Here is a 14,319-nt window from a genome sequence, read left to right as displayed (position 1 = left end):
TGCGACCAGACCATCGAGAAAGGAGGTCCAGCCATGGACCTCGCCACCCTCACCAACGCCACTTACCTCGCCGTCACAGACCCGAACCTCGGCGCCCTGGCAGGGTCCGCCTCAACATCCACGGCCGACCTCACCCCAAGGCAGCTCTCGGTCACCGTGCTGGCGGTCTGCCCCAAGGCACCCCCGGGCGCGCAGGTCCCCACCGACACCATCACCGGCTACGTGCTGTGGGGAGTCGGCATCCTCTTCGTGGTCGGGATCATCATCGCGATCGGCGCCATCATCGCGGGCCGCGTCTTCGCAATGCCCCACGCCTCGAAGGTCGGCGTCATCTCCGTGGTCGTCGTCTTCCTGGCCGCGATCGGCTACCTCGTGCTCCCGAGCATGCTCAGCGGTCTCCTCGGCAACGGATGCATCTGATGCCCCACACCGACCGAGCCCAGCCACCTGCCGGCGACAGCTTGCACGGGGGGTGGAGCCGACGACGCCTCGTCGCGATCCTCGCCGGCGCAGGGCTCGCCGCAAACGTGCTGGCGGCGGCGTTCGGCTACGGCGTCTATCGCGCCGTCACGCAAGCAACCGACCCCCAAGCAGTCGACCCCGCCCACAGCGAGACGATGGCCGCCGACGACGCGCACCCCGCACCCGAGTCATATGGCGCACCCGGCCGCCAGCGACGCGATGCCATCGCCGCCGCCCCGATGCTCGTCGTTCCGCCGTCGGCCGCACACCCTCCCGCCGACACCGACGGGTTCAGCGAGCCCGGTCCCACCACCACAGGTGCACCCTCGATCGAGATCCCGGCCGGCGACGCCGTACCGGGTCCGGCACTGGTGATGAGCGGCTTCCCGCACACGTCACAGGGCGCGGTCGCCCAGCTGGCCCAGATCGACGTCGCGGTCCTGCAGTCCATGAACCTGACCACCGCACGCGAGGTCCACGACGCGTGGGCACTCCCGGGTGGCGCTTCGCCAGAGCAGTGGTGGATCACCGCGAGCGTGCGCGCATTCCTGGACGCCGCGTCCATGCCGGGCGCAAAGGATCCCGCCGTATGGGTGCAGGTAGAGCCGGCTGCCGCGATGGTGAAGGGAACCGACGGACCGGACTGGTCGACGGTGTGCGTCCTGCTCCGCGTCAGCGCCAGCTACCGCAGCCAGGGCGAAGTCGCCTTCGGCCACTGCGAGCGCATGCAGTGGATGGGCGAACGATGGATGATCGCCCCCGGCACCCCTCCAGCAAGTGCGCCGTCGACCTGGCCGGACACGGATCTCGCGTTGCAGGCAGGGTGGGCAAGATGGCAGACGGTAGCCACACCGTCCGTCAAGCCCGAGCCGGAGTCCGCCCTCGGGGTCCGGCCGACGGAGGCCGAGTCGCGAGACGGCAGCTCTCCTCGGCGCGCAGGAGAGCAGTCAGACTGCCTCACAACGGCGCTGTCCTGCTCCCACGGCCCGACCAATCTCGACGGACCGGGCGGACGGGGCGCCCGTGGCACCGCCAAGGTGGACCTCCCGGACATCGACCTGCCCGGCATCGACCTGCCTGACCTGAACCCGTTGGACGACCTGGGCTCTGTCATCGCCAAAGCCGCCGCCGATGCGTGGACGTCAGCCATGATGGCGGTGTGGGCCTCAGGGCTCTTCGTCCTCCGTGTGGTGCTCACGTTCGCCGAGGCGTTCCTCACACCCGACCTGAGCGCCGATGGCCCGGGTCGTGACGTCTACGCGTTCACCCTGTGGCTAGCGGGTGGTCTCGCCACGATCCTGGTGCTGGTCCAGCTGGGACGGGCCGCGTTCACCCGCGAAGGCAAGCAGCTCGCACGCGCCGCGATCGGCGCGGGCCAGTTCGTGCTCGCTTACGCCTGCTGGCTCGGCTACTGCTCGATCCTCGTCGCGGCGTGCGGAACGCTGTCCAGGGCGTTGATGGGCAGCCTGCTCGGCGTCCAGACCTGGCCCGAGTTCGACCCGTTGGACGGGTTCAGTGCCGAGGACATCGCCGACGCCGGCACGGCCACCGTGCTGGCGTTCCTCGGGGTGTTCTTGTGGCTCGCGGCGATCGGCCACATCCTCGTCTACCTCGCCAGGGCCGCATCGCTGCTGGTCCTTGCCGCGACCGGCCCGGTTGCGGCGGCCGGACTCGTCGCCGATAGCACTCGGTCGTGGTTCTGGAAGAGCCTGCGCTGGTTCCACGCTGCTGCTCTGACGCCGGTGCTGATGGTGCTGGTCCTCGGCATCGGCGTGCAGTTCGCCAGTGGTGTCGCCGCGTCGATGGCCGGAGGCGCCCAGCAGGCCGTCGCGACAGCACTCCCGGCGGTGATGCTGATCCTGGTCAGCACCATCGCCCCGATGGCGTTGTTCAAGCTGCTGGCGTTCGTCGACCCCGGGACCCCGTCGGGGGCGTCGTTTCGCCAAGGCATGGCGGCCGCCGGCGGGGTCCAGGGCTTGCTCACCGGGAAGGCGTCAGCGGGTCCCGGCGGGTCGACAGCCGCCTCCGCTGACGGCACCGGAAGGTCCTCGGGCGAACAGGGCGCCGAGGAGGCCACCGGAGCCCGGTTCTCGAAAGCCACGCAGGGCGCCGCCGGGCTTCTCGGGCCCGTGGGACAGGCGGCCGCTGCTGGTATCGGCGTCGTCACCAAGGCTGGGGCGCTCGCTGCTTCCCTCATCTCGGACCAGACCAATCAAGCCGGAGCCGGTCAGGGCACCTACGGACCGGACTTCAGCTCCCTTGGCACCCGAGCCGGTCGGAGCGGTCTCCCGTCGGCACCTGGTCCCGCCGCGCACATGTCCCACCGCGACGGGGACGAAGACGGCGACGGGTCCGGGCCAGCCGGCCGCGATGGCGGGTCTGGTCCCGCCGGGAAGGGTGGTGGGTCCTCGTCAGCCCCGGCCCCGTACCTGCCACGAGACCCAGCCTTTCCTCAAGGCTCACCGTTGCCGGGGGTGGCGCCGACCTCGCCGTTGCCACCTGCCGGAACCGGCACTGCCAGCGGATCTAGCGGGTCCTCCGGAGCAGAGGCGGGAGGCGCCGCCAGAAGTGCCACCGGGGGAGCTGCCGGGGCCGGGGGACCTGCCGGGGGAGCCGCTGCCGGCACTGGAGCCGCCGTCCCGATCCCGCCGATCGCGTAGCAAGGAGACAGCTCGTGAGTACGTCGTACAGCTCGTACACCCGCGACCGGATCGGCTGGTTCTTCGGTCTCTCCGGACTCCAGTTGGGGTTCTTGGCCCTCTCGGTCCTGCCGGTGTTCTGGTCGATCAGCCGCGGCGCCTGGGCGTCAGCGATGCTGTTGGCGCTCGTGTGGGTGGGCGCAGCGGTGGTGACCGCGGTGCCGGTCCGGGGGAGGTCCGCGATCGGGTGGATCATCGCGTCGATCCGCTACGCCGCCGGTGGCCTGTCGTGCTGGACGAGCTTCCGTTCCGCGGCGGCACGCGGACGCGTGAAGGACCTGAACAGTCCGGACCTGCCGGGTGTGCTGCAGGCCATCGACGTCCACGAGGGTCCACCGCACGGGGCGGACATGACGCGTGTTGCGATCGTCCAGAACCATGCGACGCGCACGTGGGCGGTGACCGCAGCGGTGGTCCATCCGGGCGTGGGAATGATGGACGCGCAGACGCGCCATGTGCAGGGGCAGGCGCTGTCGTCGCTGCTGGACGTGGCGGCTCGAACCGAGAAGATCGACGAGCTCCTGATCGTGGTGCGCACGGTTCCCGAGGATGGCGCCGAGCGGGATCTGTGGGTCGCGGGGCACCGACGGCCCGACGCGCCGGTGTTGGCCGAGCAGATCAACGCAGATCTGGCCCGCGGCCTGTCTCGTGCTTCGGTGCGGACCGAGATGTTCGTGACCCTTGTGGTGCCCGAGTCCCGGATCGCCCGCTCGGCTCGTGAGTCGGGCGGTGGCCTGGAGGGCCGGTGCCGCGAGCTGCACCTGCTGATGGGCGAGGTGGGAGCTCATCTGATGGGACCGCTGGGCATGACATCGGTGCGGTGGCTGACGAGCCCCGAGCTGGCGGTGACGTGTCGCACCGGGTTTGCGCCCGGCGACCGGGCCGGGATCATCGACGCGTTGGCCGCGCGTGCCGTCCACACGGAGGTGAATGCTGACGTGCCGTGGGCGATGGCCGGCCCATCCGGTGCCGACACGACGGTGCGGCATTACAGCCACGACGCGTGGAACTCCATCAGCTCAACCATCAAGCTGCCCACTCGCGGCGCGGTGATGGGAGCGCTCGCGCCCGTGCTGACGCCGAGCGAGGCCGGCGAGCGCCGGTCGTTCCTGGTCGCCTATCCGCTTGTGTCACCGACGAAGGCGGACCGGCAGTCCGGCAATGCCGAGTGGGCAGCCGACTTGGCCGAAGGCATGAACGAGAAGATCGGACGCAAGACACGTGCCGCGCAGCGCGACGCCCAGACCGCCACGCGCGGGTTCGACGCGAAGCTGGCGCGAGGCAGCGCCATGACCCGCCCGTACGCGGTCGTCACAGTCACCGTCGCGAAGACCGCCCGTATCGCCGAGTACGGTCGCCGACTCGACTCGGACGTGCGACGCGCCGGGTTCGCGCCCCTGCGACTCGATCTCGCCCAGGACGTCGGGTTCGCCGCCTCCACCGTCCCGATGGGGATCAGCCTCACCCGCAGGGGAGGCGTGTGATGACGGGCCTCCGTCTGCGCCGACCTCTCGCGCCCGCCGACGCACTCCGAGACGCACACGGAAACACGCTCGGAAGTACACAGACGACCGGTTCGGGTGGGCGTTCAGGCGGGCAACGGTCTGGGGGCAGGAGCGTGCCGGCGCTGATGGCCGACTTCGGCCACGACCTACCCACCACTCCGGCATCCCCGCCGCCCGTGAGGGAGCCCTCCCTGTGGCGCCACGCGCCGCGGCGCGGAGCAGGTCATCGCGACCGAGGGTGGGCCGCTGCCGACGCGCCGGCCTCGACGTGGCGGATGACCTCCGACCAGGCACCGGTGCTGTGGCCGTTTATCTCCGCGCCGTCGCTGCCACCCACGGGTGCGTTGATGGGGATCGACCAGCTTTCCGGCGGTTCGTTCTACTGCGACCCGTTCGGGTGGGTCCTGCGCGACGACGTCCCCGTCACGAACCCCAACATCTTCCAGTTCGCCAAACCCGGCACCGGGAAGTCCGGGACGACCAAGAGCTTCTGCAACCGGATGATGCCCTTCGGGTACCGGACCCTGATCCTGGGCGACCCGAAGGACGAGTACGAGGCCCTGTGCCGCGCCCACGGCGTGGAGCCGTTCGTCGTCGGCCCCGGCATGACCACACGGATCAACCCCCTCGCAATGGGTCCCCTCGCGCAGGGGTGGGAGTCGCTGTCGGGGGAGGAGGCACAACGACGCGCGACCATCATGTTCGGCCGCTGGCTCACCCTCGTCCGCGGCCTGGTCGGGAGCATGCGGATCGGGCAGGACCACGTGCCGTTCGGGCCCGACGAGAGCGACGTCGTCCGGATCGGGCTTCAGATCCTCACCGGCTACGCGGCCGGCGACACCCACGTCCGCGAGACCACCATCCCCGAGCTGTGGCAGCTGCTGCACCATCCCACCGCCGACCTGCTGAGGCGTTCGCGCTACGACACCGAGCGGCAGTTCCTCGACGAGACCCGGCTACTCCGCAACGCCCTCGGCCAGCTCGTCACCGGCACCCTCGCCGGCCTGTTCGACGCCCACACCAACATCGAGATCGACTGGCGCGCCCCCATCCAGTCCCTGAGCCTGTCCCGCCTCGACCCTCTCGGTGACGAGGCGATGGGCATCGCCTTGTTGTGCCTCAACTCCTGGGGACGCGGACTGCGCGAGATCGCCGAACCCGGCGACCTGCGGATCGTGGTCCGAGACGAGGTGTGGAAGCAGATGCGGCTCGGCGTGGCCGCCGTGATGAGTTTCGACGCCGACCTCCGCCTCTCCCGCGGCATGGCCGGCAAGGGCGGCGACATCCAGTTCGCCAACCTCCACAAGCCCTCCGATCTGCTCTCGGTGGGCGACGCCGGTTCGCAGGCCACCGCGATCGCCAAGGACCTTCTCGAGCTCGCCGACATCAAGATCCTCGGCGGCCAGAAGCCCCGGGTCGCCGACGAGCTCGAGTCCATGATCGGCCTCGGACCCATCGCCCACTCCTTGATCAGCGGGTGGGCGATGCAAGGCAAGGGTCGAGCCCTGTGGAGCGTCGGGGACTCCGCGTACAAGGTCCAGACCGTGCTGCACCCCATCGAGCGCGACCTCTTCTACACCAACGACGCCCTCGCGGCCGCGTCCTGAACTGATGAGGGACGAGCCGTGACGAAGGTCCTGGCCGCCGCGCTCGCGGTCCTCGTCCTGCTCCTTGGGCTACCGCTGGGAGCGGCGGTCATCATCTCGATGGGCGTGGGCGCGGCAGCCAAGTGCACTGGCCAGGCTCTGACTCCCGTGGCACCCGTCGCCCCCGTCGCGCCAGGCCTCCCGATCCCAGGACCCGTCGGAGGCCCCGTGAGGGGCGACGTCGTGGTCGCCCAGGCCAACATCCCCGACCGCGTGGGCGACGCCGGCTTCACTGCCTCGATGCCCCGGGTGCTGTCCACCCGTCCCGACTTCGTGTCCCTGAACGAGATGTCCGGGCGCAGCATCGCCCAGATCGAAGCCGCCGCGCCGGGATACGCCGCCTTCCGCGAACCCGACCCGGTGCCCGGAACCAGCGCCCGGGAATCGCTCAGCAACGTCGTCGCGTGGCGTGCCGACACCTGGACCCGTGTCGCCGGCAGGCGCGTCACGATCGTCGAGGGCGACCACGGCTTCTACGACGGCCGCCCGATCCTGTGGGACCGCTTCGTCACCTGGACGATGCTCCAACGCGACGACGGCGCGGTCGTGTCCATGCTCTCGACCCACCACATGATCAACCCGCACAAGTACCCCCGCCAGTGGGGAAACCCGCCCCTGACCCGCGCCCAGCAGTACGGCCAGGGCATGGACGTGCTCACGTCGCTGGCGGCCTCGCTCGCCGCCCACGGCCCCGTCCTCATCGCCGGCGACATGAACACCCACGCCAGCTACATCGACCTGGCTTGGTCTGCTGTCGCGAAGATGCGTGAGGCCGGGTACGGCTGGCACGCGACCGCGATCGACTTCGTCTTCTACCCCCAGCACCTAGGCGTCACGCTCGCTCAAGGCTGGTCAGGGACCATGCAGTCCGACCACCCCTGGATCGCCGCCAGGCTCGCGATGAACGGCGCCGGCCCCACCGGGGCGCCCACAGCAACCCCGCCCACGGCGCTACCGACCACGACGGGCGGAGCCGACGGCTGCGCGCTCGGCACAACCGTCACGGTCGGCACCTGCACGGACCCGAGCGCCAATCCGAGCTCTGACCCGTACGGTCTGGGTCCCGTGCAACCGCACCTCGCCCGGCTCGTGGCGATCCTCGCACCGCTCTTCGCCATCGAGACGGTCGGCGGCTACCGCGACAGTGCCCGCGATCCGGGCGGTCATCCCGCCGGCCTCGCCGCCGACTTCATGGTGCCGCTCACCACGGCAGGCGAACGACAAGGGACCGCGCTCGCCGACTACGCCCGCGCCCACGCCACCGAGCTGGGCGTCGACTACGTCATCTGGAACCAGCGCATCTGGTCATCCGCCCGAGCCGACGAGGGGTGGCGGCCTATGAGGAACCGCGGCAACCCCACCGAGAACCACCGCGACCACGTCCACATCAACGCACTGCCGACCACCAACCCCACCTACCCGAGCAACCCGACCCACGCCGCTCCGACGAGCCCACCAAGTGTCTGCCCCGAGGTCGTCTACCCGGTCCCGCAGCAGTACATCGACGCAGACCAGCACAACTGGCACGACGCCGGCCCGTCCTGGTCCTCCTGGCACACCGGCACCGACTTCTCCATGCCCTGCGGCACCCCCGTCTACGCCGCCCACGCCGGCACCATCGAGATCGACACCACCCAGCCATGGGCCGGGCCCCATCTGGTCAAGGTCACAACCGGCCCCTCGGCACTCGCCACGTGGTACGCCCACCTTGAGTCCGTGACCGTCAGCCGCGGCCAGACGGTCAGCGCCGGGGACCAGATCGGCACCACCGGCGACCTCGGCAACGCACGCGGCTGCCATCTCCACTTCGAGGTCCACACCCAGAACGGACCCATCTACGGACCCGACAACGTCGACCCCAGCCCGTGGCTCGCCACACACGTGCGCACCGGTTCTACCGACCGGGCAAGCCGCGAAGACACCGAGGTGTACACGGGTCTGCACGCCGGCGCGGGCGCTCGCGCCGTAGGGGCACAGGAGGCACACCATGCAGCGTGAACGAATCAGGACCCCATACCCCTGGACGTGGGAGATCCCTGCCGCGGCAACGTGCCTGGTCCTCACGGGCCTGACCTTCGGGATCCAGATCGGTCGGACACTCGCCAACGTCGCGGCCGGTGCTGGACTCACCTGGCCGACCAACGACCCGGCCACCGGCGGGGCGCCGGTCCCGACACCGTCGCCGATCGGCGTCACGTTCTGGACCAGCCTGCCCGGGATCCTCACCGGGGACGCCTCAGCCGGTCTGGCAGCACCCCTGCCCTCGGACCCTCCGCCGGAACTCGCGGAGCCCTGGCTGGTGTGGGTCGGCGTCGCAGCCACCGAGCTGCTGATCCTCGCCGCCACGGCGTGGGCGTGCCTTCTGTACTACCTACGACGGGGGCCAGGACACATGCACGGCATGGCCTCCCGCGCACAGGCCGAGCAGCTCCTTGGCCTGCGCAGGATCAGACGCGTGGCATCACTCGTACGACCCGACCTCTACGGACCGTCCACCCGCCGAACCGAGGCGCTGGCCCTTGGAGTGGCCGCGACCGCTACCTCAACATCTGGGCCACCAGCTTCCGCGCCACTTGCCGCAGATCCGACCGCCGGGCCCAGCAACCCGTGGCTACGACGACGCGAGCACAGGGGACAGCCATGACGATCCGGGTGGACCCCCACCAGGTCGGCTGGCGGATCGGCCGCGCACACCAGCCACGAGGCGGCGAGCTGTGGGTGCCGTGGGACCGCACCACCGGAGTGATCGGACCGCAGGGCTCCGGCAAGACACTCGACCTCCTGACGCCGGCCCTGCTCGGCGCTCCGGGCGCTGCGTTGGTGACCCTCACGAAGGTCGAGGACCTCCTCCTCAGCCTGACCGGCCGCACAGCCGACGGACGGCCATGCGTGGTCATGGATCCCTTCGGACTCGCCGACGGGCTCTGGAACGACGCAGTCCGCGAACTGGTGTGGGACCCGGTCGCCGGATGTGTCGATCCGAAGGTCGCAGAACGTCGGGCGAAGGCGTTCACCGCTGGCACGGTGACCGGAGCCATCAGCGGTGGCGCGGGCGATGACGCCGCGAGGTTCTACGCAGCCGAGTCCGCCAAGGTCCTCCAGGGCTACCTCCACGCGGCCGCGCTCGCCGGCAGAACCCTCGACGACGTGCTCCGCTGGGTCGCCCACCCAGCCGTGGCCACCGAGCCCACCGAGATCCTGCGCCGCCACCCGTATGCCGAACCGTTCTGGCACGGGCTGCTCCACGGAGCGCTGCGTGGCGACGACCGTACAGCCGGCAACACCACGACGACCGTGCAACAAGCGATGTCGCTGTTCTTCCAGGCCTCGATCCGCCGACGGTGCGTGCCCGGCCCGTCACGCCCGGCCACCGACATCTCCGACGTCATCAGGCGGCACGGCACGATCTACCTGCTCGGCCGCGAAGACCCCTACGCCTCCGCGAGCCCACTGATGACGGCCGTGGCCGAACACGTCCTGGACACCGCGCTCGCGCTCGCCCACGAGTCACCGTGGGGCGGACGGCTGTGTCCGCCGATGCTGGCGTGCCTCGACGAGCTCCCCTCCACCGCGCCACTGCCCACCCTGCGCACCCGCATGGCCAACGAACGCGCACTCGGGCTCTCGTTCATCTACGCCGCCCAGACCCGGGCACAGCTGACCTCGCTGTTCGGTGAGCACGAGTCCCGCGCACTCGTGGGCCTCACCAACGTCCTGGTGGTCTTCGGGGGATCGAAGGACGTGGCCTTCAACCAGGAAGTGTCCGACCTGCTCGGCACGGTCCGGGTCGGACGCGTCACCCACAACTCAGGTGGCCACGGCGCAGCCCGGAGCTACTCCGGCGACGACATCGCAATCATGCGACCCGAAGAGGTCCGCCGTCTGCCAGAGCGCAAGGCTCTGGTCATCGCCGAGAACGGCAAGCCCATCGTCGCCAAGCTCGACCGATGCGTCGACGGCAAGAACGGAGCGGCCCTGCTCGCCCAGCAACGTGAGCTGAGACGACGCGTCACCCAAGGCCGACCCGCCCTCCAGACAGCCGAAGCCCGCACCACAACTGCCGTCACCCAAGCACGCCGCCTCGGACTCATCGACGACACCAGTCGCCCGAGCGATGTCACGTCCAGTGGCGGCAGCGATGCCATCCGCCGCCGCGAACCGGGCGACTACTCGTGAGCGTCCATCCCGAGCCTGGCCGTGCGGCCCCCATCGTGCTGCCCTTCCCGCAGCCAGGCGTGCTGGTACGTCTCGCCTACCGGGAGATCAACGTCGCCGCCAACGGAACCCCTGAGGAGCAGCAGGCACTCGGACCGCACACGCTGCTGCCGCGGCCCTGGGACCCCGACAGCTGCTCCGAACCCGCCCTGCGCCGCGAGCTGTGGCACTGGCTCGACCGGGTCGTGATCTGGCTCAACCACGAGTACACCTGGGACACCGGCACCCTCGTGCCACCGTGCTGGCCCGAACACCCCCATCTGGTGCACGAGATCGCCGTCGTCGCCGACCAACGTCGACGCTCCGGCCTGGCGAAGACCAGCGATGCCCTCGAGGAGTGGCACCGGTACTGCCTCCCCGCCTTCGTCGACCGGATGAGAAGTCGCCTGAACGGTCAGTGCGACGACGGACACTCACCATGGCCAGGACGCCCAAGCCACAGCGACCACACGGACGCAGCCTGGACGCAGCGTCGCCAGCTCCTCTTCGCCGGTGATGTCGACGACCTGCAACGCCGCCACCGCGGCGGACACCCCCTTGCGCCACCGCACCTCGGACTGGTCGACCTCGAGACCGGTGAGGTGCTCAGCGAACCACCGCGCGGCACCCCTCGGACCCGAACACGCAAGGGGCCACACCAATGAGCCAGACCGGCGCCATTCACCACGCCGGGTCGGATCAGCACCACCATGTGAGCACTCGCTGCGCGTGCCACGTCGCGCGAGTGCACCTGTCTCGCGCTCACCAAAGGGCAACGCAGCTCGTCGCAGCGTGTCCGGATTGATCGCTGCAGCGCCGTCGGGCGACCTAGGGGAGTGCACACACCTCGACCGCCAGACAGCACCCGTCGAAGGAACCGTCATGCACCACTCTGCAGCAAGACAAGCCAGTAGCCACGCCTCCAAGCGACACCCATCGGCATTCGCTCCGCCGGCGCTGCGCAGCTCCGGAACGCCCGCAGGAGTTACGCGGGCGCACACACGGCAGCCCGGGCGACACGTCGCCCAGGACGATCCCGTTCGACGTCCGCTCGATAGTCTCGGATCCGTCCCGAACCAGCCGAAAGGCGGGCTCGCGGCGTCGGGTCCGACGTTGGCGCGCTGGGTGCGATGAGACTCGTCGTGCGGTCTCCAGAAGACCTCCTTGCAGCTGTGCCGCACATGCTCGGCTTCCAGCCCGCCGAGTCTCTAGTCGTGGTCCCTTTCGGACCGGATCTTCCGGCCCTCCGAGTCGACCTCCCTACCAACCCCGGCCAGCGGGAGGACGTGTGGGAAGCAGTCCACGAAGGCCTGAATCGACACGTGCGAGGAACCGCCCGCGCGGGCATCATCTGCTTCACCGCGGACAACGAAGCGGCCGAACGCGCCAGCCACCACTTGGCCAACCGCCTTGACACCATCGGCGTGACCACATACCCGAGGCTCCAGACCCACGACGACCGCTGGCGTGACCTCGACACCGTCAAGGCGGGCGTCATCGACACCCGGACGGTAACGCGAGTCGCTGCCGAGATGGTCCTCGCAGGTGCGGCGGAGCCGGCGGTCAGCAGAGCGGCACTGGCCGCGTCCCTAGTCGGAGACCGAACAGGTGTCGCGCGAGCTCTCGATGTCGTCCGCGCCAGAGTGACCTCGAGCCCACCCCGAGTCGAGCGCGCCTGGGCCCAAGCGCGGCTCCAGCAGTTCCACGCAGACGGCAACCGGCTCACAGACCGCGACGCCGCCCGGACGCTGGTGTCGCTCGAGACGATCGACACTCGCGACGCGCTCTGGGCCGACATGACCCGCGAGAACGCCGCCTCGCACGTCGCCTTATGGACCGACCTCACCCGCCGCGCCCCGGACGAAGCCCGCACTGCACCGGCCACGATGCTTGCCTTCAGCAGCTGGCTCCGCGGAGACGGCGCCCGCGCCTGGTGCGCCCTCGACCAGATACCACCGGGGCCGCCCTACTCCATGGCTGCCATCGTCGCATCGATGCTCGAGCACGGGCTCCATCCTCGCGAGTGGGAGCGCCTTGACGAGCAGATGCGACAAGCGAGCAACGAAGTCGACGAATCGCTCAACGCGAGGTCGGCGCATGATCCGCGTCGCGACCCTCCCCGCGCGACCGACACCACCCAGCGTTCAAACCCAAGACGCTAGCGCGAAGGGTCCGCTGACCACGGGGAGTGGGACCCGATCGCGGGGGAGTTCGTTGTCGCCCTCACCTCTGGCGACCACGCGCAGGAGTTCAACCTCGATCGCGACGGAAGGACCCGCCTTTGGTTGACGCCACGCGCGGCTCCAAAGGCAATCACTAGTCGTCCACAACATCGGCTCTGAACTCGTCTCGAGCAACTGCCACGAGTTGGCTGAGTCCGTCACGCCGTCCAGACGGCCCGCTCACGCCGTGCAGGAGGCCGATGACCTCGCCCATCGCCTGATTCGACGCACGTACGGCAGGCCCGCTGGCGAACATCACCATGAAGCTCTGGGCGTCCACAACTCTTGACTGGGCGTTCTGGACCTCAGCGGCGGTCATGGGAACAGGTTCGCCATCTTCGTCCTTCAACCCCGCTCTCTTCTCAGCATCTAGCACGGCGGCAATGAAGTTGCCATACGCCTCACGACGTTGCTCCCGCACATACAAGCGATGGCCTTCCCTGCGGATGCGCTCAGCTGATTGGTCCGAGTGGCGGATGGTGAGGCTCACGCCCAGGAGCGACATAGCTCCAGCCAGAAGAGTGCCTGCGAGCACGCCGATAAGTGCCCAGAGAGCGTCGTTCATGGTGGCATTCCTCTGCTATGCGGTCTGGAATTGGCTTCGGGGACTGGCCACTAGCGAGTTCCAGACGTCATTCAGCGCTCGCGCCGTTGGAACCTAGTCCCTCGACGAACTCGCAAGTCACGTGCTCGGCGTGAGAGTCGATCTGCTCGAGCCACCACCGCTGCGCCGGCGGCACGAATGCGATACCAACCATGAGACCGACTGCGAGAAGTTTCGTTACTCGCCGAGGCAAGAGAAGGCCGTAGTCAACGGCGTCGAGGAAGTCCACGATCGGATCGTTGCAGGCGCCACCGACATCAGCCTTCGGCGGCGGAAATGAACCTAGGGTCGTGGGAATCCTCGCCTGGTGTCCCATTGCAGGACAGCTGGCTGATTCTCACCACCACGTCTAACGCCCCCACGTGGCGGCTCGCAGCGTGCAGAGTCGAATTGTTTGCAGAAGGTGTGTCGAAAAGGTCGGCGCCCGCACGTCGTCCGACACGTCTCTTCGTGACTACGTGAAGAGCGGACGGAAGCAGACGAGACTGCAAGGGTGAGAGCTAGTCGTGATGAGCCCTGGATGAAGGACAGATGATGAGTGATGACGACATGCCGATTGAGGATCAGTGGTACCGCCGCGACCTGCCCGTGCTGAGGGAAGTCGCGCGCCAAGCCGCCGCCAGCGGTGAGGTCATCAACGCGGCCACCTTCCGCATGGCGCAGGTGGCCGATACGGACGCCGCCGGAGTCGACGCTGCCTTGCGCTGGCTCGAAGAGTCCCGCTACATCGGGGTGCGTCGAGGACCAACACGCGCAAACGGCCAGGCAACCGTGTGGGGGGTGGACCTCTTGGAGCGCGGCCGGCGCACCGTCGGGATCTGGCCCAGCCAGCAAGAGCCGGTGGATAGGTTGATCGAAGCGTTCCGGCAAGCTGAGGCCAATACCTCGGATGACGACGACCGGTCGACCCTTCGACGAGTTGCCGGATATCTCGCCGCCTTGCCTCGCGACATTGTTGCCGAGGTACTCGCTTCGGCAGTGACTTAA

The 14,319-nt window shown here is 69.2% G+C and carries 11 protein-coding genes; 9 read left to right on the top strand and 2 right to left on the bottom strand.

What is annotated here, in order from left to right; translation table 11 throughout:
* Positions 1-33 precede the first annotated feature (33 nt).
* From LN652_RS03000 to LN652_RS02965, 8 genes are all read left to right on the top strand, one after another.
* Positions 34-420, top strand: a complete 387-nt coding sequence (locus LN652_RS03000; protein WP_230443222.1) for a hypothetical protein — start codon at positions 34-36, stop codon at positions 418-420.
* Positions 420-3,122 (top strand): type IV secretion system protein, encoded by a 2,703-nt coding sequence (locus tag LN652_RS02995; RefSeq protein ID WP_230443221.1) that lies wholly within the window; start codon positions 420-422, stop codon positions 3,120-3,122. Before LN652_RS03000 ends, LN652_RS02995 begins: the two co-directional genes overlap by 1 nt.
* Before the next feature lie 14 nt (positions 3,123-3,136).
* Positions 3,137-4,645 (top strand): SCO6880 family protein, encoded by a 1,509-nt coding sequence (locus LN652_RS02990; protein ID WP_230443220.1) that lies wholly within the window; start codon positions 3,137-3,139, stop codon positions 4,643-4,645.
* A 296-nt stretch (positions 4,646-4,941) separates the two neighbouring features.
* Positions 4,942-6,273: an ATP-binding protein gene (locus LN652_RS02985; protein ID WP_230443219.1), complete on the top strand. Its 1,332-nt coding sequence runs from the start codon at positions 4,942-4,944 to the stop codon at positions 6,271-6,273.
* Between the two features lie 207 nt (positions 6,274-6,480).
* Entirely contained in the window at positions 6,481-8,310 is a 1,830-nt protein-coding gene (locus tag LN652_RS02980) for a peptidoglycan DD-metalloendopeptidase family protein (protein WP_230443218.1), read from the top strand.
* 642 nt (positions 8,311-8,952) lie between these two features.
* Positions 8,953-10,488 (top strand): type IV secretory system conjugative DNA transfer family protein, encoded by a 1,536-nt coding sequence (locus tag LN652_RS02975; protein WP_230443217.1) that lies wholly within the window; start codon positions 8,953-8,955, stop codon positions 10,486-10,488.
* Entirely contained in the window at positions 10,485-11,171 is a 687-nt protein-coding gene (locus LN652_RS02970) for a hypothetical protein (protein ID WP_230443216.1), read from the top strand. Before LN652_RS02975 ends, LN652_RS02970 begins: the two co-directional genes overlap by 4 nt.
* Positions 11,172-11,687: 516 nt before the next feature.
* Positions 11,688-12,668 carry a DUF4192 domain-containing protein gene (locus tag LN652_RS02965; protein ID WP_230443215.1) on the top strand — a complete coding sequence of 327 codons (981 nt, stop codon included), beginning with the start codon at positions 11,688-11,690 and terminating at the stop codon, positions 12,666-12,668.
* 154 nt (positions 12,669-12,822) lie between these two features.
* Here LN652_RS02965 and LN652_RS02960 read toward each other — a convergent pair whose 3' ends face one another.
* Complete coding sequence (locus LN652_RS02960) at positions 12,823-13,293, bottom strand: hypothetical protein (RefSeq protein ID WP_230443214.1); 471 nt, start codon at positions 13,291-13,293, stop codon at positions 12,823-12,825.
* 67 nt (positions 13,294-13,360) lie between these two features.
* On the bottom strand, positions 13,361-13,561 hold the full coding sequence (locus tag LN652_RS02955; RefSeq protein WP_230443213.1) for a hypothetical protein: 201 nt from the start codon (positions 13,559-13,561) through the stop codon (positions 13,361-13,363).
* A gap of 305 nt (positions 13,562-13,866) precedes the next feature.
* Here LN652_RS02955 and LN652_RS02950 point away from each other — a divergent pair, with 305 nt between their 5' ends.
* On the top strand, positions 13,867-14,319 hold the full coding sequence (locus LN652_RS02950; RefSeq protein WP_230443212.1) for a hypothetical protein: 453 nt from the start codon (positions 13,867-13,869) through the stop codon (positions 14,317-14,319).

This window comes from Nocardioides okcheonensis, from assembly GCF_020991065.1.
GTDB lineage: Bacteria > Actinomycetota > Actinomycetes > Propionibacteriales > Nocardioidaceae > Nocardioides > Nocardioides okcheonensis.
The sequence above is the reverse complement of the archived record's forward strand: the minus strand, read 5'-3'. Positions and strand labels throughout refer to the sequence as shown.

Coding starts and splice junctions, on each gene's coding strand:
- LN652_RS03000 (WP_230443222.1), top strand. CDS start 34: ATGGACCTCGCCACCCTCACCAACGCCACTTACCTCGCCGTCACAGAC.
- LN652_RS02995 (WP_230443221.1), top strand. CDS start 420: ATGCCCCACACCGACCGAGCCCAGCCACCTGCCGGCGACAGCTTGCAC.
- LN652_RS02985 (WP_230443219.1), top strand. CDS start 4,942: ATGACCTCCGACCAGGCACCGGTGCTGTGGCCGTTTATCTCCGCGCCG.
- LN652_RS02975 (WP_230443217.1), top strand. CDS start 8,953: ATGACGATCCGGGTGGACCCCCACCAGGTCGGCTGGCGGATCGGCCGC.
- LN652_RS02965 (WP_230443215.1), top strand. CDS start 11,688: ATGCTCGGCTTCCAGCCCGCCGAGTCTCTAGTCGTGGTCCCTTTCGGA.
- LN652_RS02960 (WP_230443214.1), bottom strand. CDS start 13,293: ATGAACGACGCTCTCTGGGCACTTATCGGCGTGCTCGCAGGCACTCTT.
- LN652_RS02950 (WP_230443212.1), top strand. CDS start 13,867: ATGAGTGATGACGACATGCCGATTGAGGATCAGTGGTACCGCCGCGAC.